Genomic DNA, 23916 nt, shown 5'->3' on the forward strand with positions numbered 1-23916 from the left:
AATCCTGTCTCCTTTATCAAACTGTTTCAGCACTCTATCTTATTAGCAGATGGGTGTGTCTGGGCAAGTTGAACTTGCTAGTAATTAGTCTATGGAATTTTCCTAAAACTTTTGTTAAAGATAACTTAACTGAAACTGAACTTAAGAAAACTTTCAGAAAAAGTTCAGATTTTTTCAGACTCCTCCCGTAAACTAAGGTCAAGCTAAAGGAAGGCGAGGAAAAGGTATGAAATCAAAAAAATGGACTCTAATCTTAACCAGTTTAACAGCTTTGACCTTGATGACAGCTTGTGGGCAGTCAACGACCAAGTCAAGTACAACTGCAGCGGCAGATACCACTGCTATCACAACTTCAGCTAAAAACAGTCAATCTTCTTACTTTACAGAAAAGGACTACGACACTTCTTATGATGAAAGCACTGCTTCTAAGATTGAGTTATCTGGCTCGTCTGCGAAGGTCTCTGGAGACGGTGTGACAGTTTCTGGCTCAACGGTGACCATCTCAAAAGCAGGTACCTATGTCATCTCTGGTCAGTCTGACGGAGTGCAAATTAAAATCGTAGCTGATAAGTCTGATGATGTGAAACTTGTCCTAAAAGGCGTGACCATGACCAATACAGATGCGGCTATTTCGGCTACAAGCGCAGGTCATGTCTACCTCACTCTAGCAGAGGGAACCACCAACAGTCTCTCTGACTCAAGCTCTAACAGTGATGAAAAGGCAAATGCCTCTCTCTTTTCTAAGGTTGATTTGACCATCAATGGCTCAGGGATTCTCAATGTAGATGGCAAGAAAAGCAATGCTATCAAGGCTAACGACACCCTCCACATCACAGGTGGAACCTTTAACGTCACATCAGTTGGCGATGCCTTTAATGTCAATGATGAACTTAATGTCACTGGTGCGACCATGACTATCGATGCTAAGGAAGATGGTGTCAAAGTTGACAATGATGACGATATGACTGTCGGAAATATGTATTTGGCGAACAATACCATAACAGTCACAGCAGGCGAGGACAGCATTCACGCTTCTGGAAATCTAGTGATTGATAGTGGTACTTACACAGTCAAGAATGCGACTGAAGGAATTGAAGGGAAATCCATTACGATCAATGGTGGTGATATCAATGTCTACTCGACAGATGATGGTGTGAATGCAGCTAATAAAAATGCCCAGCAAAGTGATATTTACTTTACCATGACAGGTGGCAATCTAACTGTTGAAGTCGGTCAAGGGGACACAGATCCAATTGACTCAAACGGGAATATCATGGTTACCGGTGGAACCATTAAATTGATAGGACAATCAGGCTTTGACTTTGATGGAACAGCAACTTACACAGGTGGGGATATCTACATCAACGGCGAAAAACAAATAGATATTGTCAATTCTATGCCTGGAGGCGGAGGTCTGAATGGAGGTCCTGGAGGTCCAGCCCCTGGTGGACAAGGATAAACAAAAAAGGATAGCATTCAATTAGAATGGCTATCTTTTTATATGGGTGATAAATTGATATGTTACGAGGGATTTTATAATCGTAGCTTTCAAAGGCTAAATTGTTCAGTCATCCGTTTTTGTTTACTTAAATTTCTTGAATTTTAAGAAGGTATTGAGTAGTTTTCCCTTAAATGTTTTGTTTTGGTAGGCGATTGTGAGGGAATTGAAAAATTCAACTGCTAGGTGTTCTTGGTGACCGAGCTCCATCTAGCTTGGGGTTGCTTCTGGGGAAAAGACGCCTAATTTGATGCGGAGTCCACCTTTTTTCATCTTGAACTGATGCATACCATACATCTTGATATCAAGGCTTGTATCGGACATGAGAGTAGCAGTATCACCTGCCATAGAAATTTTTGTATCGGCATACGGAACGCCTGTTTTTTCAGTATCTAGACTGATAAAGATTTTTTGATAAGTTGGTTGACCGTACTCTCCAATCAACTCCTCACTTCCTGTCCACCGTGAACTCCAGCAAATACAAAATGTTCAGGGTGAATTTTAAAAGGAAGTGCTTGGTCACCCATTTTATTTAGTCCTTGGTTGAAGGCGAAGAAATCTCTCAAAGTAAATCCATCCACGTAAGCAGCTTGTAGGTTACGTCCCTTAACCGAATTCTTAGAAATGCCATGCCGCATTTGGTATGATTCTGCTAGACGGTCAGCGTAGAGTTCGAGGATTTTTTGACTTCCAAGGGCTAATTTGGTTTCAATTAGGTCTTGAAAATTTCTTAGTCTGTTTCATATAAAAATGAGTAAAATGAATTCCCATTACCAAGGTCATTAGAGTTGCGATAGCAATGACGATGGTTGGATTAGCCGAGAAAAGTAGAGGGAAAATAGGCCTTTAAAAAGTGGACAGAAAAGACCATTTCGGAGTATAGAGAGGAAGTTCAAAAACATTTTTAGAAATAAGACATGTGCATTATAAACATCAGATACGAATCTGGTGCTTTATTTTTTAAAGAATTTCAACTTTTTTCTTGACAAGTGAGTAAACACTCACTATAATAGGTCTATATTCAGTAAGTGAGTAAACACTCACCTAGGAGGAAGCATATGAAAAAATTGCTACATTTACAAGATTTGGATAAGTCTTTTTGTCGTCAAATGGTTTTGAATCATGTCAGCTTTGAATTGCAGCCGGGAGAAATTATAGGCTTAATAGGTCCGTCTGGTGCTGGTAAATCGACTATGATTAAGACTATGTTAGGGATGGAAAAAGCTGACGGAGGGGTTGCTTTGGTATTGGATCATACTATGCCCAATCGTCATATTTTAGGAGATATTGGTTATATGGCCCAGTCAGATGCCTTATATGAGGCTTTGTCAGGTCAAGAAAATCTGGAATTTTTTGGTCAGCTAAAAGGGCTATCCAAAAGAGATCTGACAGCTGAAATTGCCCATGTGGCTCAAGTTGTGGATCTGACAGAGCATTTGAATAAAACGGTATCCGGTTATTCTGGAGGAATGAAGCGACGCTTGTCTTTAGCCATCGCGCTTCTGGGGAATCCTCAGCTCTTGATTTTGGACGAACCGACAGTTGGAATCGACCCTTCTCTTCGGAAGAAAATCTGGAAAGAATTATTCGCGCTTAGAGACAATGGGGTTGGGATATTAGTTACTACCCATGTTATGGATGAAGCAGAGTTAACGGATAAGGTCGGCTTATTATTAGGTGGAAAAATCATTGCTTTTGATACACCGCAACACTTAAAAGAAAGTTATCAAGTTTCAAGTATTGAAGAAGTATTTTTGAAAGCAGAAGGAGAGTAAGATGAGAACCATTGCTATTGCTAAAAAAGTTATCAAAGAATTGCTTCGTGACAAACGAACCTTGGCTATGATGTTTGTAGCGCCGGTATTTATTATGTGGCTGATGAACCTCATGTTTTCAGCTAGTACAACCGTGAATGTCAAGTTAGCGACACAAGATCTACCAACTGGTTTGATAACGAAAATGGATGAGCTTGATCATGTGGACATCGAGACTTATCAAGACTTAGATCAGGCCAAAGAAGCGCTAGCAAATGAAAAAGTCGATGCTGTGATTTCTTATAAAGACGGTGAGTATCAGGTCGACTACGCAAATACAGATGCCTCCAAGACATCTATGATACGACAAGTGTTACGAACAAGTATCGCCAGTGAAGGCACCGATCAGTTACTATCTCGTATCAAACAAGCTCTTCCACAATTGAAATTAGATGCAAAGGCGCCTGAAATCAAAGAATCTTACCAATATGGAGATAAAAATACTGGATTCTTTGCACGTATGATTCCAATTTTAATTGGCTTTGTGGTCTTCTTCTTTGTCTTTTTGATTTCTGGTATGGCACTTTTGAAAGAGCGCACAAGTGGAACCTTGGATCGCTTGTTAGCAACCCCAGTGAAACGTTCTGAAATTGTCTATGGCTATATGTTGTCTTACGGTATTATTGCGATTTTTCAAACGGCAGTTGTCGTCTTAGCAGCAATTTGGCTACTAGATGTAGAAGTTGTAGGAAATATTTTAAATGTTATAATAGTTAATGTGGTACTGGCTCTTGTAGCACTAGCTTTTGGAATTCTCTTGTCTACTCTAGCAAAATCAGAATTCCAAATGATGCAATTTATTCCTCTCGTGATTATGCCTCAACTCTTTTTCTCAGGGATTATTCCATTGTCATCCATGGGAGCATGGGCTCCAACTGTGGGGAAATTTTTGCCATTAACCTATTCTGGTGATGCAATAAGCCAGATTATTCTTTACGGACACAATCTTGGTGATATTTTGCCAAATCTTGGTGTTTTAATGATTTTCTTGATCATTTTAACAATTCTCAATATTGTTGGATTGCGTCGTTATCGTAAAGTTTAGAAATCAACATAAATAATGCTAAAAAGGTGTGAAGATTAGATGGATAAGACTGTTTTTGAATCGTTTGAAGATTACTTAGAAGAAGCGAATTACCCTCACGGAAAGAAAAAAATCATGCAGGCAGCAGTGGATCTCATATCAACTAGGAGTTACCATGGGACCTCAACTCTTCACATAGCTGAGCGTGCTGGACTAAGCCAGGCAACTTTGTTTAAGTATTTTAAGACGAAGGATGATCTACTGACGGCTATTTTACATCCTGTAGTCCCAGGCATTTTCGGTAGTTTTGTTGAGGAACTCTTAGCTTTTGAAACGACAGAAGAGAGGGTTCGTTATCTTGTCCACGATCGTATGAGCTATCTCAAAAAAAATCGTGCTTTGATGAAAATCATTCTGCAGGAGAGTTTTTCAAATAAGAAACTAAAAAATGAACAGATTTTTATCTGGAATGCTATTCAAGATAAACTTCGAGTGCTTCATAAAGAATTGCTAGCAGATCCACGTGTAAATCCAGAGTTAACGATTCCTCAAATGGTTCGTATTTGTGTTGGTCCATTGTTGGCTTACTTCGCTCAACTTTATATCGTTAGCGACAACGGAGAAATAAAGGAAGAGGACCTAGACTTATTAGAAAAACAGATTTTAGGTGGTTTGTGGAAATAAGGGAGTTCTAGAAGAGCTAAGATTTATTTACTTGACTTTCAAACAAGCTAAAAAAGACATGTTCTGCTTATTTCAGATTCATGTCTTTTTTTCAGATTCATGTCTTTTTTGTTGTTGGATTTTGTATTCTTCATAAGTCCTCAATCGCTTTGCCAAAACAGAAACCGACTTCTCCAGCGGTGCAACGATTTCTCAAGTGTATGGAAGAGGAGATTTCTGGCTTGCTAAAGAGAATTCCTTGACACTCGGTCAGCTTTTGATACAATAGTACAAAATTAGAGGAGGTGGGTTATGATTCAGAAACATGCGATTCCTATTTTAGAGTTTGATGATAATCCTCAGGCGGTTATCATGCCTGATCATGAGGGGCTGGATTTGCACTTGCCCAAGAAGTGTGTCTATGCTTTTTTAGGTGAGGAGATTGACCGCTATGCGAGGGAAGTAGGAGCGGACTGTGTCGGCGAATTCGTTTCTGCCACCAAGACCTATCCAGTCTATGTCGTGAACTACAAGGGCAAGGAGATCTGTCTGGCTCAGGCACCTGTTGGCTCCGCTCCAGCAGCCCAGTTTATGGATTGGTTGATTGGCTATGGTGTGGAGCAGATTATTTCCACCGGTACCTGTGGTGTGCTAGCTGATATAGAAGAAAATACCTTTCTAGTCCCTGTTCGCGCTCTGCGAGATGAAGGAGCTAGTTATCACTATGTGGCACCTTGTCGTTATATGGAAATTCAGCCAGAGGCTATTGCTGCCATTGAGCGAGTTTTGGAAGTCAGAGGGATTCCTTATGAAGAAGTCATGACCTGGACGACAGATGGTTTTTACCGAGAAACGGCTGAAAAGGTGGCTTATCGTAAGGAAGAAGGCTGTGCTGTTGTGGAGATGGAGTGTTCTGCGCTTGCGGCAGTAGCCCAACTGCGTGGGGTTCTCTGGGGAGAATTGTTGTTCACAGCTGATTCCTTAGCAGACTTGGACCAGTACGATAGTCGTGACTGGGGTTCAGAAGCTTTCGAGAAGGCCTTGGAACTCTGCCTTGAGATAGCCTTTCAGATATAGCTACTCTCCTACTTTTTATGGTACAATGGATGTATGTTATTCAAATTATTTGTGAAAAAAATTGAAAGAGCCTTGGGTGGACTTTCGCCAGCTCGTCGCATCTTTTTAAGTTTCGCTGGAGTTATTCTTATAGGTTCTCTCCTTTTGAGTTTGCCTTTTGTTCAGGCAAGTGGTTCGCAGGCTACTTACTTTGACCATCTCTTTACGACGGTTTCTATGGTCTGTGTAACCGGCCTTTTTACGCAACCAGTAGCTACTACCTATAATGTTTGGGGTCAGTTGATTTGTATGCTCTTGATACAGATTGGTGGCTTGGGGCTCATGACCTTTATCGGGGTCTTTTATATTCAGGGGAAGCAAAAGCTTAGTCTTCGCAGTCGTGAAACCATTCAGGAGAGTTTTAGTTACGGGGAGACTCGGTCGCTGAAGGCCTTTATGCGGTCCATCTTTTTGACAACTTTTCTGGTGGAGGGCTTGGGTGCCTTCCTACTAAGTTTTCGTTTTATTCCTGAGTTTGGCTGGGGACGAGGCATTTGTACCTCTATCTTTTTAGCCATTTCAGCCTTTTGTAATGCTGGTTTTGATAATTTCGGCAGTAGCAGTTTAGTGGCTTTTCAGACGGATCCCTTGATCAATCTGGTCATTGCTGGCTTGATTATCACGGGTGGTCTCGGCTTTATGGTTTGGTTTGACTTGGCAACCCAGTTTGACAAGAAGAAAAAACGCCGTCTGCGTTTCCACACCAAACTAGTTCTTTTCTTGACTGCAGGGATTTTGCTATTTGGGACAGTATCTACACTCTTTACGGAGTGGCACAATCCAGGAACGATTGGTAATCTCAGTGTTCCAGAGAAAGTGCTAGTCAGCTTTTTCCAAACCGTCAGCATGAGAACGGCCGGCTTTGCTTCTATTGACTATACCCAAGCTCGGCCTGTGACCTTGTTTATCTATATCCTACAGATGTTTCTCGGAGGGGCGCCTGGAGGAACGGCTGGGGGGCTTAAGATTACGACTTTCTTTGTCTTATTGGTCTTTGCGCGTAGTGAATTGCTGGGTTTACCTCATGCCAATGTTGCGCAGAGAACTATTGAGACTCGAACAGTCCAAAAATCCTTTAGTGTCTTCATTATCTTTTTGATGACCTTCTTGTTGGGCTTGATGTTGTTGGGAATTACGGCAGAAGGAACACCGCGATTTATTTACCTCATGTTTGAGACCATTTCAGCTCTTGCGACAGTTGGGGTAACGGCAAATCTGACGCCAGAATTGGGCAAGCTAGCTCTCAGCATTGTCATGGTGCTCATGTTTATCGGCCGTATCGGTCCCTTAACCTTGCTGGTTAGTCTAGCGGATTACCAGCCTGATAAGAAAGATTTGATTCAGTATATGAAAGCAGATATTAGTATTGGATAAGAAAGGAAGAACGATGTCAGATCGTACGATTGGAATTTTAGGCTTGGGGATTTTCGGGAGTAGTGTCCTGACGGCCCTCGCCAAGCAAGATATGAATATCATTGCCATTGATGACCACGCAGAGCACATCAATCAATTTGAGCCAGTTTTGGCGCGTGGAGTAGTTGGTGATATCACAGATGAGGAACTCCTCAGAACTGCAGGAATTGATACCTGTGATACGGTTGTAGTGGCAACAGGGGAAAATCTGGAGTCGAGTGTACTTGCAGTTATGCATTGTAAGAGTCTAGGTGTACCAAGGGTTATTGCCAAGGTCAAAAGCCAGACAGCCAAGAAGGTGCTAGAAAAAATCGGTGCTGACTCGGTGATTTCACCTGAGTATGAAATGGGGCAGTCTCTAGCGCAGACCATTCTCTTTCATAACAATGTTGATGTCTTTCAGCTGGACAAAAATGTGTCTATCGTGGAGATGAGAATTCCGAGTGTTTGGGCAGATCAAAGCCTGAGCCAGCTGGATTTACGTGGCAAATATAACCTCAATGTCCTAGGATTTCGTGAACAAGAAAATTCACCACTGGATGTCCAGTTTGGTCCTAATGACCTCTTGAAAGCAGATGCCTATATCTTGGCGGTCATTAACAACCAGTATCTAGATGACTTGGCAGAATTAAATTCGTAAGGAGGGGGATCCCCTCTTTTTTGATGTCCAAAATAGCAAATAGAGATAGCAACCCTTGTATTCTAGTAAAAGTCTTTCAAAAGCTGGACTTTATGGTAGAATAGAAAGAAGTGACAAGAGAGTAAGAAAAAATCAGTCCCCTAAAGGAGTAGATTATGAAGTTATTGTCTATCGCCATCCCTAGCTATAATGCCGCAGCCTATCTTCATTACTGTGTGGAGTCGCTAGTGATTGGTGGTGAGCAAGTTGAGATTTTGATTATCAATGATGGGTCTCAGGACCAGACTCAGGAAATCGCTGAGCGTTTAGCCAGCAAGTATCCTAACATTGTCAGAGCCATTTATCAGGAAAACAAAGGCCATGGGGGTGCTGTCAATCGCGGCTTAGCAGAGGCTTCTGGACGCTATTTTAAAGTAGTTGATAGTGATGACTGGGTGGATCCTCGTGCCTACTTGAAAATTCTTGAAACCTTGCAGGAACTAGAGAGCGAGGGTCAAGAGATAGATGCCTTTGTGACCAATTTTGTCTATGAAAAGGAAGGTCAGTCTCGCAAGAAGAGTATGAGTTACGAGTCAGTCTTGCCTGTCCAGCAGATTTTTGGCTGGGACCAGGTCGGAAATTTCTCCAAAGGCCAGTATATCATGATGCACTCGCTGATTTACCGGACAGATTTGTTGCGAGCGAGCCAGTTCCAATTGCCTGAGCATACTTTTTATGTCGATAATCTCTTTGTCTTTACCCCCCTTCAGCAGGTTAAGACCATGTACTATTTGCCTGTCGATTTCTATCGTTATTTGATTGGGCGTGAGGACCAGTCTGTCAATGAGCAAGTGATGATTAAGCGCATTGACCAGCAACTCAAGGTTAATCGTCTTTTAGTAGACCAGCTTGATTTATCTAAAGTAAGCCACCCTAAAATGCGAGAATATCTGCTGAATCACATTGAAATCACGACGGTGATTTCCAGTGCCCTACTCAACCGAGCTGGAACAGCAGAGCATCTTGCAAAAAAACGTGAGCTGTGGACTTATATTCAGCAGAAAAATCCAGAGGTCTTTCAGGCCATTCGTAAAACCATGTTGAGCCGTTTGACCAAACATTCAGTCTTGCCAGCTCGCAAACTTTCCAATGTCGTTTATCAAATCACCAAGTCTGTTTATGGATTTAATTAATATAAGTATTTTATAAGAGGGATTTAAGAAAAATTTTAACTTTTTCTTAATCCTTTTTAATTTTAGGAGATTATACTAGAGTCATCAAATAAAGAAAAACTCTAAGGAGAATCCTATGAAATTCAATCCAAATCAAAGATATACTCGTTGGTCTATTCGCCGTCTTAGTGTCGGTGTTGCCTCAGTTGTTGTAGCCAGTGGCTTCTTTGTCCTAGTTGGTCAGCCAAGTTCTGTACGTGCCGATGTGGTCAATCCGACCCCTGCTCAAGTTGTGCCAGATGCTACTTCGGTGAGTGAAAAGAGTGACTTACCAGTAGAACTTCTCAAAGAAGCAGTCGATACAGCTCTTCCTTCAGAGAAGGCAGACTCAACACCTAAAGCAAGCTTGGATGCTACAAGCTCTCCAGAAAAAGTGAATGTAGCTGATAAAGACCAAGTGGTAGCGCCAAAAGAAGAAGTGCAAGCAAAACCAGAATCTAAGAAAGAAACAGAGGATGCGGTTAAACCTGCGACAAATCCTGCGCCTACAGTTTCTGGACAAGACCGTGAAGCAAATGAAGCTCAACCAGCAACCACCCCAGCCGAAGTCCAAAAAGGTGTGGCTGACAATACCAAAGACACAGTAGATGTTCCAGCCACTTACCTAGACAAAGCTAATTTCCCTGGACCGTTCACAGCCGGCGTCAACCAAGTTATTCCATACGAATTCTTTGCTGGTGACGGTATGTTAACACGCCTTATCTTGAAAGCATCAGACAAAGCCCCATGGTCAGACAATGGTTCAGCTAAAAATCCCGCTCTTCCACCAGTAGAAAAATTGGGCAAAGGCCTTTACTTCTACGAAGTAGACTTGGCAGGTACTCAGGGTAAATCTGATAAAGAGCTTCTAGACCTCTTGAAACAAAACGGTACTCAAAGCTATAAAGCAACTATCAAAGTGTACGGTGCCAAAGATGGCAAGGCAGACTTGAACAATCTTGTAGCGACTAAGGATTTGACAGTAAACTTGAATGGTTTGACCACTCCAGCTGAAGTGCAAAAAGGCGTAGCCGACAACACCAAAGATACAGTAGACGTCCCAGCCACTTACTTGGATAAGGCCAACTTCCCAGGTCCATTCACAGCCGGTGTTAACCAAGTTATCCCATATGAATTCTTCGCTGGCGATGGCATGTTGACACGCCTTATCTTGAAGGCCTCAGACAAGGCTCCATGGTCAGACAACGGTTCAGCTAAAAATCCCGCTCTTCCACCAGTAGAGAAATTGGGCAAAGGCCTCTACTTCTACGAAGTGGATTTGGCCGGTACTCAAGGTAAATCAGATAAAGAGCTTCTTGACCTCTTGAAACAAAATGGTACACAAAGCTATAAAGCTACTATCAAGGTGTACGGTGCCAAAGACGGCAAGGCCGATTTGACTAATCTCGTAGCGACTAAGGATTTGGATGTCAACTTGAACGGCTTAACTACCCCAGCCGAAGTACAAAAAGGCGTGGCTGACAATACTAAAGACACAGTGGACGTTCCAGCAACTTACTTGGATAAAGCTAATTTCCCAGGTCCATTCACAGCTGGTGTCAACCAAGTCATTCCATATGAATTCTTCGCTGGTGACGGTATGTTGACTCGTCTTATCTTGAAAGCATCCGACAAGGCTCCATGGTCAGACAATGGTTCAGCTAAAAATCCCGCTCTCCCACCAGTAGAGAAATTAGGCAAAGGCCTCTACTTCTATGAAGTAGACTTGGCAGGAACTCAAGGTAAATCAGACAAAGATTTGCTTGACCTCTTAAAACAAAATGGTACTCAAAGTTATAAAGCTACTATTAAAGTGTACGGTGCTAAAGATGGCAAGGCAGACTTGAGCAATCTTGTAGCGACTAAGGATTTGACAGTAAACTTGAATGGACATCAGTCTCTTACTCCGATGCAATCAGGTTTCGTCCCATCTTCTAATGGTTCAGCTATGCCGGCTCCAATGATGAATAGTCATCAAGATGCGTCTAAGATGAACGCTCAAATGCCAAGTGCCAATCAGGATGAGATGAAATTTAAAATGCCAGCTGCTAGTCAGGATAAGATGATGCCTAACAAAGAGCAAGACAAAACCATGAATGCTAGCCAGTCAATGGCAACACCAAGCATGAAACAAGATCAAGCTCCAGCAACCTCAAGCAAAATGTCTGATGAAGGCAAGATGGCATCTAATAACAAGGTGTCAAGTCCAATGATGGATAATCAAATGAAAGACCAAAAAGACATGCTTCCATATACTGGTGAAGCCCAAACATCAATGGCTACTATTGGATTCTTTGGATTAGTCTTAGCAGGACTGTTAGGTGGCCTCGGTTTGAAAGCTAAAAAAGAAGAAAATGACTAGTCTAGCTACAGACTTTCTATCTAGGATATGAAAAATCTAGATATCGTTTAGAATGTTCGTAAAGAGATTAAAATAGTGTTATACTATTGTGGTATAGCACTGTTTTTTTCAAAGGAGAGACAGATGGGAAAGACAATTTTACTCGTTGACGACGAGGTAGAAATCACAGATATTCATCAACGCTATCTGGTTCAGGCAGGTTATCAGGTTTTGGTGGCTCATGATGGAGTAGAGGCCTTGGAAATCTTCAAGCGAAAACCGATTGATTTGATTATTACAGATATCATGATGCCTCGGATGGATGGTTATGATTTGATTAGTGAGGTTCAGTATCAATCTCCAGATCAGCCTTTTCTCTTTATCACGGCTAAGACTAGCGAGCAGGATAAGATTTACGGCCTGAGCTTAGGGGCAGATGACTTTATTGCCAAGCCCTTTAGCCCTCGTGAGCTGGTTTTGCGTGTCCACAATATCTTGCGTCGCCTTCATCGTGGAGGTGAGACAGAAGTCGTCAGTCTAGGGGATTTACGGATGAATCACGGTAGCCATGAGGTCCAAGTCGGAGATGTGGCGCTTGATTTGACCGTCAAATCCTTCGAACTTCTATGGCTTTTAGCCAGCAATCCAGAGCGGGTTTTCTCTAAGACAGACCTCTATGAAAAGGTCTGGCAAGAAGACTATGTGGATGACACCAATACCTTGAATGTTCATATTCATGCTCTTCGACAGGAGTTGGCTAAACATGCTAGTTCAGAAACACCCACCATCAAAACCGTCTGGGGCTTGGGCTACAAAATTGAGAAAGCACGAGGTAGTTAATGAAATTAAAAAGTTATATTTTAGTGGGGTATGTCATTTCAACACTCCTAACGATTATCGTGGTTTTTTGGGCCATCCAGCGAATGCTAATTGAAGAAAGAGAAATTTATTTCCTAGTGGGTATGACTCTCGTGGCTAGTTTTATCGGTGCTGGGATCAGTCTCTTTCTCCTATCGCCGGTCTTTACTTCATTGGGCAAACTTAAGGAACATGCCAAGCGTGTAGCGGACAAGGACTTTCCTTCAAATCTGGAGGTTCAAGGCCCTGTAGAATTTCAGCAATTAGGCCAAGCTTTCAATGAAATGTCCCATGATTTGCAGGCCACCTTTGATTCCTTGGAAGAAAGCGAACGAGAAAAGGGCTTGATGATTGCTCAACTTTCGCATGATATCAAGACCCCCATCACTTCGATCCAAGCGACGGTAGAAGGGATTTTGGATGGGGTTATCAAGGAAGGAGAACAGGACCATTATCTAGCAACCATTGGGCGTCAGACGGAAAGACTCAATAAACTGGTTGAGGAGTTGAATTTTTTGACCCTAAACACAGCTAGAAATCAGGTCGAAACGACCAGCAAAGACAGCATTTTTCTGGACCAGCTCTTGATTGAGTGCATGAGTGAATTTCAGTTCTTGATTGAGCAGGAGGAGCGAGATGTCCATTTGCAGGTAATCCCAGAGTCTGCCCGGATTGAGGGAGATTATGCCAAACTGTCTCGTATCTTGGTGAATCTGGTCAATAACGCTTTTAAATACTCAGCTCCAGGAACCAAGCTGGAAGTGGTGGCTAAGCTGGAAAATAACCAGCTTTCAATCAGTGTGACCGATGAGGGGCAGGGCATTGCACCAGAGGATTTGGAAAATATTTTTAAACGCCTTTATCGTGTAGAAACTTCGCGTAACATGAAAACAGGTGGTCATGGCTTAGGACTTGCGATTGCGCGTGAATTGGCCCATCAATTGGGTGGGGAAATCACAGTTACCAGCCAGTACGGCCTCGGAAGCACCTTTACCCTTGCTCTCAATCTCTCTGGTAATGAAAATAAAGCTTAAACCCCCTTTACAAATCTAGCTATTCATGGTAGAATGGATTTTGTGCGAAATATCAGCAGGAAAGCATGAAGCTCGTCAACAGGTGTCTTATGATAAGTAACCTTGGCTGTTTAGGCGAAGGGCATCTGCACGAATCAGGGCTTTCTAAGTGACTATTTCCACCGAAATATTATTTATATCAGGAGGACATTCACATGTCACGTTATACAGGACCATCTTGGAAACAAGCTCGTCGCCTTGGCCTTTCACTTACAGGTACAGGTAAAGAATTGGCACGTCGTAACTACGTACCAGGACAACACGGACCAAACAACCGTTCTAAATTGTCAGAATACGGTTTGCAATTGGCTGAAAAACAAAAACTTCGTTTCACTTACGGTGTAGGTGAAAAACAATTCCGTAACTTGTTCGTACAAGCTACAAAAATCAAAGGCGGAATCCTAGGTTTCAATTTCATGCTTCTTTTGGAACGTCGTTTGGATAACGTTGTTTACCGTCTTGGTCTTGCGACTACTCGTCGTCAAGCTCGTCAATTCGTAAACCACGGTCACATCCTTGTTGACGGAAAACGCGTTGATATCCCATCATACCGCGTAACTCCAGGTCAAGTAATCTCAGTTCGTGAAAAATCATTGAAAGTTCCAGCTATCCTTGAAGCAGTAGAAGCTACTCTTGGACGTCCAGCATTCGTATCATTCGACGCTGAAAAATTGGAAGGTTCATTGACTCGCTTGCCAGAGCGCGACGAAATCAACCCAGAAATCAACGAAGCACTTGTCGTTGAATTCTACAACAAAATGTTGTAATATTTTATTGAATAAGATAGGCTTTGGAGCCTTGATATTAAGCACTTTGGGGCGTTTTCCCTTAGTGCTTTTTTTGTTTTTTTGAAAGTTCTATAATGAAGTTAGCCACCTAGCTTTCCTAAAAATTAGATGGTTCAACTAGCTGATAGCTAGTCCTCGATTTCATTTGATAGCCTTAATCGAACGATGGAAAAAAGAAGGAAAATCAAATAGAGAAATTGCTTCTCTACTTGGAAAAGATCCTCAAACCATCCATACTGAAATCAAGAGTGGGACAGTCCGACAATGTCTTGGAAAAGGGCGCTTCAAAGTGGTTTATTCTGCCGACTATGCTCAACAGTCTTATGAAAATAATCGCAAGCGCTCGGTCAAGAAATCAAGATTGAACAAGGAGATGAAGGAAAAGATTCTCCACTATCATAACCAAAAGTTTTCGTCTGAAATGATGGTCAAGGCTAAGGGCGTTAACGTGGGAATTTCTACCATCTACTACTGGATCCATCATAGAAAATTAGGATTGTCAAAACAGGATCTGCTTTATCCTAGAAAAGGAAAAGCGGTTAAGAAACAGGCTAGCATCAACTTTAAACCTGCTGGTCAATCCATCGAACAGCGTCCTGAAGCTATCAATCTTCGCTTGGAGAATGGGTATTATGAGATTGATACGGTTCTGCTTACAAGAGCGAAAAACTATTGTTTACTGGTCTTAACTGTAGGCGATTATCCGATTGATTCCAAATAAAAGCGCTGAGTCGGTCAATCGGGCTTTAAAACAACATCAAATTCTTTCCATCACAGCAGATAATGGTACAGAATTTAACCGCTTGTCTGATGTATTTTCTGAGGAGTACATCTATTATGCACACCCCTATGCCTCTTGGGAAAGAGGAACTAATGAGAATCACAACAGGCTCATTCGTAGATGGTTACCTAAAGGAACTAAGAAAACGACTCCCAAAGAAGTCGCATTCATCGAAAATTGGATTAATAACTATCCTAAAAAATGCTTGAACTACAAGTCACCTAGAGAATTTATTCTTCATGGCTAACTTGAACTTGAAATTTGGCATCTTACTTTTAATAAAATGAAAACCGCGGGATCTCTCATCAATTCTAGGCAAAACTAGAAGGTTAGAGAATTTTATCGGCTCTGTCCACTGTAAAGAGGGCCACAGTCATCAGGATATCGACGAGTAAGAGGGCAGCTACAGCTGGCACCCAAGAGTGGAAGAGGTCAAAACTGTAACCAAAGAGGGTCGGCCCAAAGGCTGCTAGGATATAGCCTCCTGTTTGAGATAAACCAGACAATTGGGCTGTCTTTTCAGGAGCGCTTGTCTTGAGTGAAAAGTTGACCATGAGATAAGGGAAGAGGGCGCTGGTTGCGGTTCCGATGAGGAGATGGCTGGCAAGCCAGTAAAAGAAATTACCGATTGGGAAAAAGAGCATGGAAATACCGACCACACCAGCTAGTGAAACCAGAATGAGCATAAGCTGACGGTTGCGAGTAGACAAGCTGGTTGTCAGGCTTGGGATGGTCATTGAAAAAGGAATGCTAATCAGAGAGAAGATAGAAGTCAGCAAGCCAGCTTCGTGACTGGATAGGCCTGCGTGGATAGCCATGGTAGGTAGCCAGGTCATAGCGGTGTAAAAGAGCAAGGATTGAAAACCTGCAAAGACAATAATTGCCCAGACCTGTTTATTATGCATGACCTTTGTTTGGCTTTTTTGTTTGGTTTGTGGAGCCAGTCTGTGATTATAGCGGTGATTGGGCAACCAGACCAAAAAAGTTGCTAGACAGAGCAGGGTGAGGAGGATGATAAGCCCTTTCCAAGAACTGGCTTGTGTAATGGGCACAGCTAGATAGGAAGCCAGAGCCGTCGCAACCCCCATAGACGTTACATATAAGGTGGTCAGAAAACCAATCTTCTTTGGTTGATTGGCTTGGATAAGACTAGGAAGCAGCACATTGATGACTGCGATGCTTGCCCCAACCATCAAGGTTCCTAGATAGAGCAGGGGCAGATTGATTAGTCGAATAAGTGAGCCAATGGTCAAGAAGAAGAGGCTGTAGGTAAAGAGATGCTCCAAGCCAATTTTCTGAGCTAGTCGGGTAGAAAATAGCGAGAAGAGGGTGAACATGAGGAGAGGCAGGCTGGTCAAGACACCAAGTGAACTAACTTCTACCCCCAGACCTTGCGAAATATCTCCCAAAATAATGGGTAAAACAGTAAAAGGAGTCCGCAAGGAAACACCAATCAGGATAATACCTGGAACAAAAAAAGTGATTGCTTTTTCATATAATACCTCTTCTAGTTGATTTTAATAACAGCTTATTTTAAGGCTTTTTCCCTATAATGTCAAGTAAGGTTTTCGGCTTTCAAGATAAAAATAGGAAAGTCTTGAAAATTATGATAAAATAGTGGAAGGAAATCTATACATTGGAGAAAAACTGTGTCTGAAAAGCAAAAAATCAGCGTATTGATGTCGGTCTATATCAAGGAAAATCCGACATTTTTAAAGGATGCTATTGAGAGTGTTCAAAATCAGACCCTGAAACCGAGCGAATTGGTTCTGGTTGAGGATGGGCCTTTGACACCTGAACTCTATCAGGTATTAGACCAGCTTGAAGCTGAGTCTGATATTCCAGTGAAACGCTATCCTCTTGAGCAGAATCAAGGTTTGGGTCTGGCTCTTCGACAGGGTGTTTTGCAGTGTCAGTACAATATCATCGCTCGTATGGATACGGATGATATAGCAGTTCCAGATCGTTTTGAGAAACAGGTTCAGCTAATGGAGAAGGATAAGCTCGACCTATTAGGTGGCCATATTGCAGAGTTTATTGACAATCCTGATGAGATTGTTTCTTACCGTCGTGTTCCGACTCAACATGCAGAGATTGTAGCTTATCAAAGGATGAGAAGTGCCTTTAACCACATGACTGTCATGTTCAAGAAGGACATGGTTCTCAAGGCAGGCAACTATGAGGATGGCCTTTATATGGAGGATGACCTCCTCTGGCTTAATATGATTGCTGCAGGAGCTAAGACTGGAAATCTGGATCAAATCTTGTGTCAGGTTCGTGTTGGAGCAGGGATGTTTGAACGTCGTGGAGGACTGCGTTACCTCAAACTCTATCGTCAAGCTCGTCAACGAATGCTGAAGAGAGGGCAAATTTCTTACATGGAGTATGCCAAGAGTGTTGCCATTCAGATGGTGGTCGCTCTTTGTCCAGGATTTGTCAGACAGTTTATTTTTATGAAACTGTTACGAAAAAGCAATTAAAAGATTGTAGCAAATCGTAAACTAGAGAAAAAGTGTTATAATAACAATATAACCATTTAGCTCTTTTAAGGAGGAGTAAATTTCTATGAATAAAAAACTCACAGATTATGTGATTGATCTGGTGGAAATTTTAAATAAACAACAAAAGCAGGTTTTCTGGGGAATATTTGATATTTTCAGTATGGTGGTTTCCATCATTGTATCTTATATTTTATTTTATGGGCTGATTAATCCAGCACCTGTTGACTACATTATCTATACGAGTCTGGCCTTCCTGTTCTATCAATTGATGATTGGATTTTGGGGATTAAACGCTAGTATTAGTCGTTACAGCAAGATTACGGACTTTATGAAAATCTTTTTTGGTGTGACTGCGAGCAGCGTCTTGTCATATAGTATCTGCTATGCCTTCTTGCCACTTTTTTCAATCCGTTTCATCATTCTCTTTATCTTGTTGAGTACCTTCTTGATTTTATTGCCACGGATTACTTGGCAGTTAATCTACTCTAAACGCAAAAAAGGCAGTGGTGATGGAGAACACCGTCGGACCTTCTTGATTGGTGCTGGTGATGGTGGGGCTCTCTTTATGGATAGTTACCAACATCCAACTAGTGAATTAGAACTTGTCGGTATTTTGGATAAGGATGCTAAGAAAAAAGGTCAAAAACTTGGTGGAATCCCTGTTTTGGGTTCATATGATGATCTGCCTGAATTAGCTAAACGTCATCAAATCGAGCGTGTTATCGTTGCGATTCCGTCGCTGGATCCGTCAGAATATGAACGTATCTTGCAGATGTGTAATAAGTTGGGTGTCAAATGTTACAAGATGCCTAAAGTTGAAACAGTTGTTCAGGGACTTCACCAAGCAGCTACTGGCTTCCAAAAAATTGATATCACAGACCTTTTGGGCCGTCAGGAAATTCGTCTTGATGAATCGCGTCTGGGCGCAGAACTGACAGGTAAGACGATCTTGGTTACAGGTGCTGGAGGTTCAATCGGTTCTGAAATCTGTCGCCAAGTTAGTCGTTTCAATCCTGAACGCATCGTCTTGCTTGGTCACGGTGAAAATTCAATCTACCTTGTTTATCACGAATTGATTCGTAAGTTCCAAGGGATTGATTATGTGCCAGTTATAGCAGATATTCAAGACTACGACCGTCTCTTGCAAGTATTTGAGCAGTACAAGCCAGCTATTGTTTATCATGCTGCTGCCCACAAGCACGTTCCGATGATGGAGCGCAATCCAAAAGAAGCCTTCAAAAACAATATCCGTGGAACCTACAATGTTGCTAGAGCCGTTGATGAAGCTAAGGTACCTAAGATGGTTATGATTTCGACGGATAAGGCGGTCAATCCACCCAATGTTATGGGAGCAACCAAGCGCGTGGCGGAGTTGATTGTCACTGGCTTTAACCAACGTAGCCAATCGACCTACTGTGCAGTTCGTTTTGGGAATGTTCTTGGTAGTCGTGGTAGTGTCATTCCAGTCTTTGAACGCCAGATTGCTGAAGGTGGGCCTGTAACGGTGACAGACTTCCGCATGACCCGTTACTTTATGACCATTCCAGAAGCTAGCCGTCTGGTTATCCATGCTGGTGCTTATGCCAAGGATGGGGAAGTCTTTATTCTTGATATGGGTAAACCAGTCAAAATTTATGACTTGGCTAAGAAAATGGTGCTTCTAAGTGGACACACCGAAAGCGAAATTCCAATTGTTGAAGTTGGAATCCGTCCAGGCGAAAAACTTTACGAAGAACTCTTGGTATCAACCGAACTTGTTGATAACCAAGTTATGGATAAGATTTTCGTTGGTAAGGTTAATGTCATGCCTTTAGAATCCATCAATCAAAAAATTGAAGAGTTCCGCACTCTCAGTGGAGATGAATTGAAGCAAGCCATTATCGCCTTTGCCAATCAAACAACCCACGTTGAATAAAAAAGAAAAGCGCATATTATCAAGTTGTTCATAAGAACCTTGGTAATATGCGTTTTGTTATGTAGAGATTTATACTCTTCGAAAATCTCTTCAAACCACGTCAACGTCGCCTTGCCGTAGATATGGTTACTGACTTCGTCAGTTCTATCTACAACCTCAAAGCAGTGCTTTGAGCAGCCTGTGGCTAGTTTCCTAGTTTGCTAGTTTGCTATTTGATTTTCATTGAGTATTACTTCATTTTCTTCTGAAAATACGTCAAAACATCTAAGGGTTTGTGAGCGATATAATCAGGCTGATAGTTTAGTAGATCTGCTTGCTCCCCAAATCCCCAAGTGACGGCCAATTTCTGAATGCCTGTTTCTTGGGCTCCTAGCATATCAAACTTGGTATCTCCGATGATGATGGCTTGTTCCGGTGCTAGTTGATGTGTCTGCAAGGCTTGGCGAATGACATCTGCCTTATGGGGTGCTTCAGGGCTGGAACCATAAATGCCATCAAAGAAATGATAGATTCCCAAGTTTTTAGTCATGTCTTGAGCGGTTGGAGTATTCTTTGTAGTGGTGATATAAAGAGGGTAATTGCTCGATAACTTCTCAAGCAAGTCTACAATCTGAGGAAAGAGTTGAGCTTCATGGATGCCTTTTGCTTTGTAGTAAGAACGGTATATCTGCACAGCCTCAGAAATTTGGTCTTTGGGAAGGCAGGTCGCAAAACTATTTTCGAGAGGTGGTCCCATAAAACCACGAATCGTTTTGGCATCAGGGCTAGGCACGCCTAGCTCCTTAAAGGTATGGGTAAAGGCATTGTGAATCCCGATAGAACTGTCAACGAGGGTTCCATCCAGATCAAAAAAAATCGCTGTGATAGAGGTCATAGTTTCTCCTATTTGATAAGCTTATTCTCCGAAAATTTCTTTTTGGAGGCGACGACCAGTAGGGGTGGCAGCGAGACCACCTTCAGCTGTTTCACGAAAGGCAGTTGGCATGCTTGCTCCAACTTGGTACATGGCATCGATAACTTCATCCACAGGAATTTTAGATTCGATACCTGCCAGGGCCATGTCTGCTGCGATGAAGGCAAAGCTGGCTCCCATGGCATTGCGCTTGACGCAGGGAACTTCGACCAAGCCGGCAACAGGGTCACAGATAAGGCCCAGCATATTTTTAATGACAAAGGCAATGGCCTGACTGGCCTGATAAGGTGTTCCACCGGCAGCTAGAGTTAAGGCGGCAGCACTCATAGCAGAGGCCGAACCGACTTCGGCCTGACAGCCACCTTCAGCACCTGAGATAGAGGCATTGTTTGCGATGACTAGTCCAAAGGCACCGGCAGCAAAGAGGAAATCCAGCTGTTGCTCGTGGCTGAGGTCTAATTTTTCAATAGCAGCAGTGAGAACGGAAGGCAGACAGCCAGCACTTCCTGCGGTCGGAGTGGCACAAACCAAGCCCATTTTGGCATTGTGTTCATTGACTGCGATGGCATTTCGGGCAGCAGAGAGAATCGTGTAATCTGATAAAGTTTTTCCGTTTTTGATGTAGTGATCCAATTTGGCAGCATCTCCACCTGTCAGGCCACTACGAGATTTATTTTCATTGAGGCCAAGTTGGACAGAGGCTTTCATGACTTCCAGATTGCGTTCCATGAGAAGGAGGACTTCTTCACGTTCGCGACCGGTCAATTCAAATTCAGTTGTAATCATGAGTTCTGCGACATTTCCTTGAAAGTCCAGATCTGCTTGCTCGACCAATTCTTTGATAGAATAAAACATGCTTCCTCCTATTTAAAGAAATTGACATTGTGGAGATGAGGGATTTTTCGAATTTCTTCGATGGCCTCATCACAGTTGCGACTATCAACTTCGATAATCATAATGGCTTTTTCACCAGCTTTTTCACGAGTAACGTTCATTTGGGCGATATTGATATCATAGCGGGAAAGTGCCTCCGTAACGAGGGCAATCATACCTGGAATATCTTGATGAACGATGATGATAGTCGGTGTATTCATATTGAGAGAGACGGCAAAGCCATTGAGTTCGGTTACCTGAATATTCCCGCCACCGATTGAAATACCAGTCACGCTGATGGTCTTGTGCGCATTTTTAACGGTAATTTTAGTGGTGTTTGGGTGAGGGGCATTACTGTCTTTCTGAATGGTCCAGACAATTTTGATACCACGCTTGTGGGCAATCTCCAGGCTGTTTGGGATTTCAGGATCATCTGTATCCATGCCCAAAATACCTGCAACAAGGGCTAGGTCTGTCCCGTGACCACGATAGGTCTTGGCAAATGAGTTAAAAAGTTGGAATTCGACTTCTGTCGGAGTATCATCAAAAATGGAAGATACAATCTTCCCAATCCGAACAGCACCAGCTGTATGGCTACTAGATGGGCCAATCATAACTGGTCCGATGATATCAAAGACAGATTGAAAACGAAGTGATTTCATCAGTTTCCCCTTATAAAAATTCTTATCTCTATTATATCAAAGAATGAGGGGCTTGGCTTTAATTGTAGATGAAAACCTTTCTAATACCTCAAATAGCATAAAAATAGTATCTTTTATGACAAAAAACACATTATTTAGGGAAATAAAAAATAATTTTGTAATATTTCTACATAAAAGTGTCAAGAAACGGTAATATTTAAAGGGTATGATAGAACTATAGAAAGAAGGAGAATTTTCAAATATGAAATTAACAACTAAAAAGATTAAAACAACTCTTGCAGGAGTAGCTGCCTTGTTTGCAGTATTTGCTCCATCATTTGTATCTGCTCAAGAATCATCAACTTACACTGTTAAAGAAGGTGATACACTTTCAGAAATCGCTGAAACTCACAACACAACAGTTGAAAAATTGGCAGAAAACAATCATATTGACAACATTCATTTGATTTATGTTGGTCAAGAGTTGGTTATCGACGGTCCAGCAGCGCCAGTAGCCACAGCTTCAACGACTTATGAAGCTCCAGCTGCCCAAGACGAAACTGTTTCAGCCACAGTGGCAGAAACTACAGAGGTAGAGGAAGAAACTCCAGTAGTAAGTGAAACAGTAGCAGAAGAAACAGTTGCTTCAACTGTAAGCGGATCTGAAGCAGAAGCCAAAGAATGGATCGCTCAAAAAGAATCAGGTGGTAGCTACACAGCTACAAACGGACGTTACATTGGACGCTACCAATTGACAGATTCATACTTGAACGGTGACTACTCAGCTGAAAACCAAGAACGTGTAGCAGATGCCTATGTTGCAGGACGTTACGGTTCATGGACTGCTGCTAAAAACTTCTGGCTTAACAATGGCTGGTATTAAGAACTAACGAACAGAATAATATGAAAAGGTCGAGGAAATCCCTCGACTTTTTTATATTTCCTTCGGTTGATAATAGGTCTCCACTTCTTTTTTGAGATGAGACAGCATAGAAGTTTCCTCGGTCAGCTCCAGAAGGGAGAAACCTTTTTGGATAAGTCTAGCGTCATCCTTACAAATCCCAATACGGACATAGCAGATAGCAAGTCTATCGTAGTGCTTCTTTTTCTTGGCATCCTCTAGTAAAGTATAGCAGATTTGCTTACACATGTTTTTGTCTTGATTGTATAAGTAAATAGTGGAAAGGTTGAGTAGGATTGTCACTCGCAAGTCATGTAGATGTTGATAGTTTTTATAGACTTCCAAGCGTTGCAGGATTTTTCCAGTAATGAGATGGAGGTGTTCAATGGGCAAGCTGAAAAGGATGGTATTGAGGATTTTTAGATCACTTTCATACCATGTATCTTGTTTTTCAATTTTTTCCCACAGTTTTTGGATAGTCTGTTTCACTTGGTCTGATAGTTGCTCTGTACCATGTCGACGGATATGAATGACAATTTCCAGCATATCCCTGATCTCTTCTATAGGGAGGTCATGATGGGTCTTGAGATAGTTTTGGCATGTTTCAAAAAAATCAACTAGACCACTGCTGCCAATGATAGAACTCATATTGAGATAGGTTTGCATGATTTCTGTTCGTTGGCTCGGTTGATAGAGGTGGCAGATATAGTCAAACTCTTCAAAACTCATATTGATTTGCCGGAGAAGAAACTCCATATTTTCATATTTGGGAGTTGCTTTACCACTTTCAATTTTTGATAAGCTGGTTCTTGAGATGACATTTCCACAGACCTCTTCTTGGGTCAATCCTTTTGATTCACGTATTTCTTTATATACTTTTCCGAAATCATAACGCATGATTTTCTCCTTTTCGTGAAAAAAGTTAACAAATAATAAAATCCTATTAAAAATATTGTATCATAGTAATATAAAA

General features: G+C 42.0%; 21 protein-coding genes and 2 pseudogenes. 16 read left to right on the top strand and 7 right to left on the bottom strand.

Annotated elements, in window-relative coordinates; genetic code table 11:
- Positions 1-226: 226 nt before the first annotated feature.
- Positions 227-1459, top strand: a complete 1233-nt coding sequence (locus HMPREF9957_RS03680; protein WP_000837414.1) for a carbohydrate-binding domain-containing protein — start codon at positions 227-229, stop codon at positions 1457-1459.
- Between the two features lie 249 nt (positions 1460-1708).
- Here the strand turns inward: HMPREF9957_RS03680 and HMPREF9957_RS03685 are convergent, their stop codons facing one another.
- Together HMPREF9957_RS03685 and HMPREF9957_RS03690 are read right to left on the bottom strand one after the other, a co-directional pair.
- Positions 1709-1942 (bottom strand): hypothetical protein, encoded by a 234-nt coding sequence (locus HMPREF9957_RS03685; RefSeq protein WP_000578912.1) that lies wholly within the window; start codon positions 1940-1942, stop codon positions 1709-1711.
- The gene (locus tag HMPREF9957_RS03690; RefSeq protein ID WP_001215751.1) at positions 1939-2136 is read right to left on the bottom strand and encodes a hypothetical protein; all 198 of its coding nucleotides are present in this window, start codon (positions 2134-2136) and stop codon (positions 1939-1941) included. Before HMPREF9957_RS03690 ends, HMPREF9957_RS03685 begins: the two co-directional genes overlap by 4 nt.
- Positions 2137-2556: 420 nt before the next feature.
- Here HMPREF9957_RS03690 and HMPREF9957_RS03695 point away from each other — a divergent pair, with 420 nt between their 5' ends.
- From HMPREF9957_RS03695 to HMPREF9957_RS12235, 12 genes and pseudogenes are all read left to right on the top strand, one after another.
- The gene (locus HMPREF9957_RS03695; protein ID WP_000734674.1) at positions 2557-3273 is read left to right on the top strand and encodes an ABC transporter ATP-binding protein; all 717 of its coding nucleotides are present in this window, start codon (positions 2557-2559) and stop codon (positions 3271-3273) included.
- A 1-nt stretch (position 3274) separates the two neighbouring features.
- Positions 3275-4357 (top strand): ABC transporter permease, encoded by a 1083-nt coding sequence (locus HMPREF9957_RS03700; protein ID WP_001259054.1) that lies wholly within the window; start codon positions 3275-3277, stop codon positions 4355-4357.
- Positions 4358-4396: 39 nt separating this feature from the next.
- Entirely contained in the window at positions 4397-5020 is a 624-nt protein-coding gene (locus HMPREF9957_RS03705) for a TetR/AcrR family transcriptional regulator (RefSeq protein ID WP_000361921.1), read from the top strand.
- Between the two features lie 291 nt (positions 5021-5311).
- The gene (locus HMPREF9957_RS03710) at positions 5312-6076 is read left to right on the top strand and encodes a nucleoside phosphorylase (RefSeq protein ID WP_000614980.1); all 765 of its coding nucleotides are present in this window, start codon (positions 5312-5314) and stop codon (positions 6074-6076) included.
- A 33-nt stretch (positions 6077-6109) separates the two neighbouring features.
- A complete protein-coding gene (locus tag HMPREF9957_RS03715) occupies positions 6110-7489 on the top strand; it encodes a TrkH family potassium uptake protein (protein ID WP_000897712.1) in 1380 nt (459 codons plus the stop codon).
- A gap of 13 nt (positions 7490-7502) precedes the next feature.
- Positions 7503-8168, top strand: coding sequence for a potassium channel family protein (locus HMPREF9957_RS03720; RefSeq protein ID WP_001283907.1), 666 nt, complete (start codon positions 7503-7505; stop codon positions 8166-8168).
- A gap of 155 nt (positions 8169-8323) precedes the next feature.
- Positions 8324-9340, top strand: coding sequence for a glycosyltransferase family 2 protein (locus HMPREF9957_RS03725; protein WP_000771882.1), 1017 nt, complete (start codon positions 8324-8326; stop codon positions 9338-9340).
- Between the two features lie 115 nt (positions 9341-9455).
- The gene (locus HMPREF9957_RS03730) at positions 9456-11720 is read left to right on the top strand and encodes an SSURE domain-containing protein (RefSeq protein ID WP_000671400.1); all 2265 of its coding nucleotides are present in this window, start codon (positions 9456-9458) and stop codon (positions 11718-11720) included.
- A 123-nt stretch (positions 11721-11843) separates the two neighbouring features.
- Positions 11844-12539 carry a response regulator transcription factor gene (locus HMPREF9957_RS03735; RefSeq protein WP_000520651.1) on the top strand — a complete coding sequence of 232 codons (696 nt, stop codon included), beginning with the start codon at positions 11844-11846 and terminating at the stop codon, positions 12537-12539.
- Positions 12539-13591: a sensor histidine kinase gene (locus tag HMPREF9957_RS03740; RefSeq protein WP_000769781.1), complete on the top strand. Its 1053-nt coding sequence runs from the start codon at positions 12539-12541 to the stop codon at positions 13589-13591. Before HMPREF9957_RS03735 ends, HMPREF9957_RS03740 begins: the two co-directional genes overlap by 1 nt.
- 194 nt (positions 13592-13785) lie before the next feature.
- Positions 13786-14397 carry a 30S ribosomal protein S4 gene (gene rpsD, locus HMPREF9957_RS03745; protein WP_000092756.1) on the top strand — a complete coding sequence of 204 codons (612 nt, stop codon included), beginning with the start codon at positions 13786-13788 and terminating at the stop codon, positions 14395-14397.
- Between the two features lie 142 nt (positions 14398-14539).
- Positions 14540-15446 (top strand): annotated as a pseudogene (locus tag HMPREF9957_RS12235) (IS30 family transposase).
- A gap of 82 nt (positions 15447-15528) precedes the next feature.
- On the opposite strand, the pseudogene HMPREF9957_RS03755 reads toward HMPREF9957_RS12235, so the two are convergent.
- Positions 15529-16694, bottom strand: a pseudogene (locus HMPREF9957_RS03755) (CynX/NimT family MFS transporter).
- Between the two features lie 154 nt (positions 16695-16848).
- Between HMPREF9957_RS03755 and HMPREF9957_RS03760 the strand changes: the two are divergent.
- Positions 16849-17679 (top strand): glycosyltransferase, encoded by an 831-nt coding sequence (locus HMPREF9957_RS03760; protein WP_001291460.1) that lies wholly within the window; start codon positions 16849-16851, stop codon positions 17677-17679.
- An 85-nt stretch (positions 17680-17764) separates the two neighbouring features.
- Positions 17765-19615, top strand: coding sequence for a polysaccharide biosynthesis protein (locus HMPREF9957_RS03765; protein ID WP_001035692.1), 1851 nt, complete (start codon positions 17765-17767; stop codon positions 19613-19615).
- A 229-nt stretch (positions 19616-19844) separates the two neighbouring features.
- Here HMPREF9957_RS03765 and HMPREF9957_RS03775 read toward each other — a convergent pair whose 3' ends face one another.
- The 3 genes from HMPREF9957_RS03775 to sdaAB are packed head-to-tail and all read right to left on the bottom strand — an operon-like array spanning position 19845 to position 22063.
- On the bottom strand, positions 19845-20489 hold the full coding sequence (locus tag HMPREF9957_RS03775) for an HAD family hydrolase (RefSeq protein WP_000200875.1): 645 nt from the start codon (positions 20487-20489) through the stop codon (positions 19845-19847).
- Between the two features lie 21 nt (positions 20490-20510).
- Entirely contained in the window at positions 20511-21383 is an 873-nt protein-coding gene (sdaAA, locus tag HMPREF9957_RS03780) for an L-serine ammonia-lyase, iron-sulfur-dependent, subunit alpha (RefSeq protein ID WP_000500043.1), read from the bottom strand.
- An 8-nt stretch (positions 21384-21391) separates the two neighbouring features.
- Positions 21392-22063, bottom strand: coding sequence for an L-serine ammonia-lyase, iron-sulfur-dependent subunit beta (gene sdaAB / locus HMPREF9957_RS03785; RefSeq protein ID WP_000838909.1), 672 nt, complete (start codon positions 22061-22063; stop codon positions 21392-21394).
- 241 nt (positions 22064-22304) lie between these two features.
- On the opposite strand from sdaAB, the gene apf reads away from it, so the two are divergent.
- Positions 22305-22925 carry an aggregation-promoting factor gene (apf, locus tag HMPREF9957_RS03790; protein WP_000779456.1) on the top strand — a complete coding sequence of 207 codons (621 nt, stop codon included), beginning with the start codon at positions 22305-22307 and terminating at the stop codon, positions 22923-22925.
- A gap of 51 nt (positions 22926-22976) precedes the next feature.
- Here apf and HMPREF9957_RS03795 read toward each other — a convergent pair whose 3' ends face one another.
- Positions 22977-23840 (bottom strand): helix-turn-helix domain-containing protein, encoded by an 864-nt coding sequence (locus tag HMPREF9957_RS03795; RefSeq protein WP_001268177.1) that lies wholly within the window; start codon positions 23838-23840, stop codon positions 22977-22979.
- Positions 23841-23916: the final 76 nt, after the last annotated feature.

The sequence above is a fragment of the Streptococcus mitis SK1080 genome, assembly GCF_000220085.1.
In the GTDB taxonomy this organism is placed as follows: domain Bacteria; phylum Bacillota; class Bacilli; order Lactobacillales; family Streptococcaceae; genus Streptococcus; species Streptococcus mitis_K.

Bases quoted from the DNA above. Each gene is read 5' to 3' on its own strand.
- rpsD (WP_000092756.1), top strand. From the start codon at position 13,786: ATGTCACGTTATACAGGACCATCTTGGAAACAAGCTCGTCGCCTTGGC.
- HMPREF9957_RS03735 (WP_000520651.1), top strand. From the start codon at position 11,844: ATGGGAAAGACAATTTTACTCGTTGACGACGAGGTAGAAATCACAGAT.
- HMPREF9957_RS03725 (WP_000771882.1), top strand. From the start codon at position 8,324: ATGAAGTTATTGTCTATCGCCATCCCTAGCTATAATGCCGCAGCCTAT.
- sdaAB (WP_000838909.1), bottom strand. From the start codon at position 22,063: ATGAAATCACTTCGTTTTCAATCTGTCTTTGATATCATCGGACCAGTT.
- sdaAA (WP_000500043.1), bottom strand. From the start codon at position 21,383: ATGTTTTATTCTATCAAAGAATTGGTCGAGCAAGCAGATCTGGACTTT.
- HMPREF9957_RS03775 (WP_000200875.1), bottom strand. From the start codon at position 20,489: ATGACCTCTATCACAGCGATTTTTTTTGATCTGGATGGAACCCTCGTT.
- HMPREF9957_RS03740 (WP_000769781.1), top strand. From the start codon at position 12,539: ATGAAATTAAAAAGTTATATTTTAGTGGGGTATGTCATTTCAACACTC.
- HMPREF9957_RS03700 (WP_001259054.1), top strand. From the start codon at position 3,275: ATGAGAACCATTGCTATTGCTAAAAAAGTTATCAAAGAATTGCTTCGT.
- HMPREF9957_RS03695 (WP_000734674.1), top strand. From the start codon at position 2,557: ATGAAAAAATTGCTACATTTACAAGATTTGGATAAGTCTTTTTGTCGT.
- HMPREF9957_RS03720 (WP_001283907.1), top strand. From the start codon at position 7,503: ATGTCAGATCGTACGATTGGAATTTTAGGCTTGGGGATTTTCGGGAGT.
- HMPREF9957_RS03690 (WP_001215751.1), bottom strand. From the start codon at position 2,136: ATGCGGCATGGCATTTCTAAGAATTCGGTTAAGGGACGTAACCTACAA.
- HMPREF9957_RS03680 (WP_000837414.1), top strand. From the start codon at position 227: ATGAAATCAAAAAAATGGACTCTAATCTTAACCAGTTTAACAGCTTTG.
- apf (WP_000779456.1), top strand. From the start codon at position 22,305: ATGAAATTAACAACTAAAAAGATTAAAACAACTCTTGCAGGAGTAGCT.
- HMPREF9957_RS03765 (WP_001035692.1), top strand. From the start codon at position 17,765: ATGAATAAAAAACTCACAGATTATGTGATTGATCTGGTGGAAATTTTA.
- HMPREF9957_RS03705 (WP_000361921.1), top strand. From the start codon at position 4,397: ATGGATAAGACTGTTTTTGAATCGTTTGAAGATTACTTAGAAGAAGCG.
- HMPREF9957_RS03730 (WP_000671400.1), top strand. From the start codon at position 9,456: ATGAAATTCAATCCAAATCAAAGATATACTCGTTGGTCTATTCGCCGT.
- HMPREF9957_RS03710 (WP_000614980.1), top strand. From the start codon at position 5,312: ATGATTCAGAAACATGCGATTCCTATTTTAGAGTTTGATGATAATCCT.
- HMPREF9957_RS03715 (WP_000897712.1), top strand. From the start codon at position 6,110: ATGTTATTCAAATTATTTGTGAAAAAAATTGAAAGAGCCTTGGGTGGA.
- HMPREF9957_RS03795 (WP_001268177.1), bottom strand. From the start codon at position 23,840: ATGCGTTATGATTTCGGAAAAGTATATAAAGAAATACGTGAATCAAAA.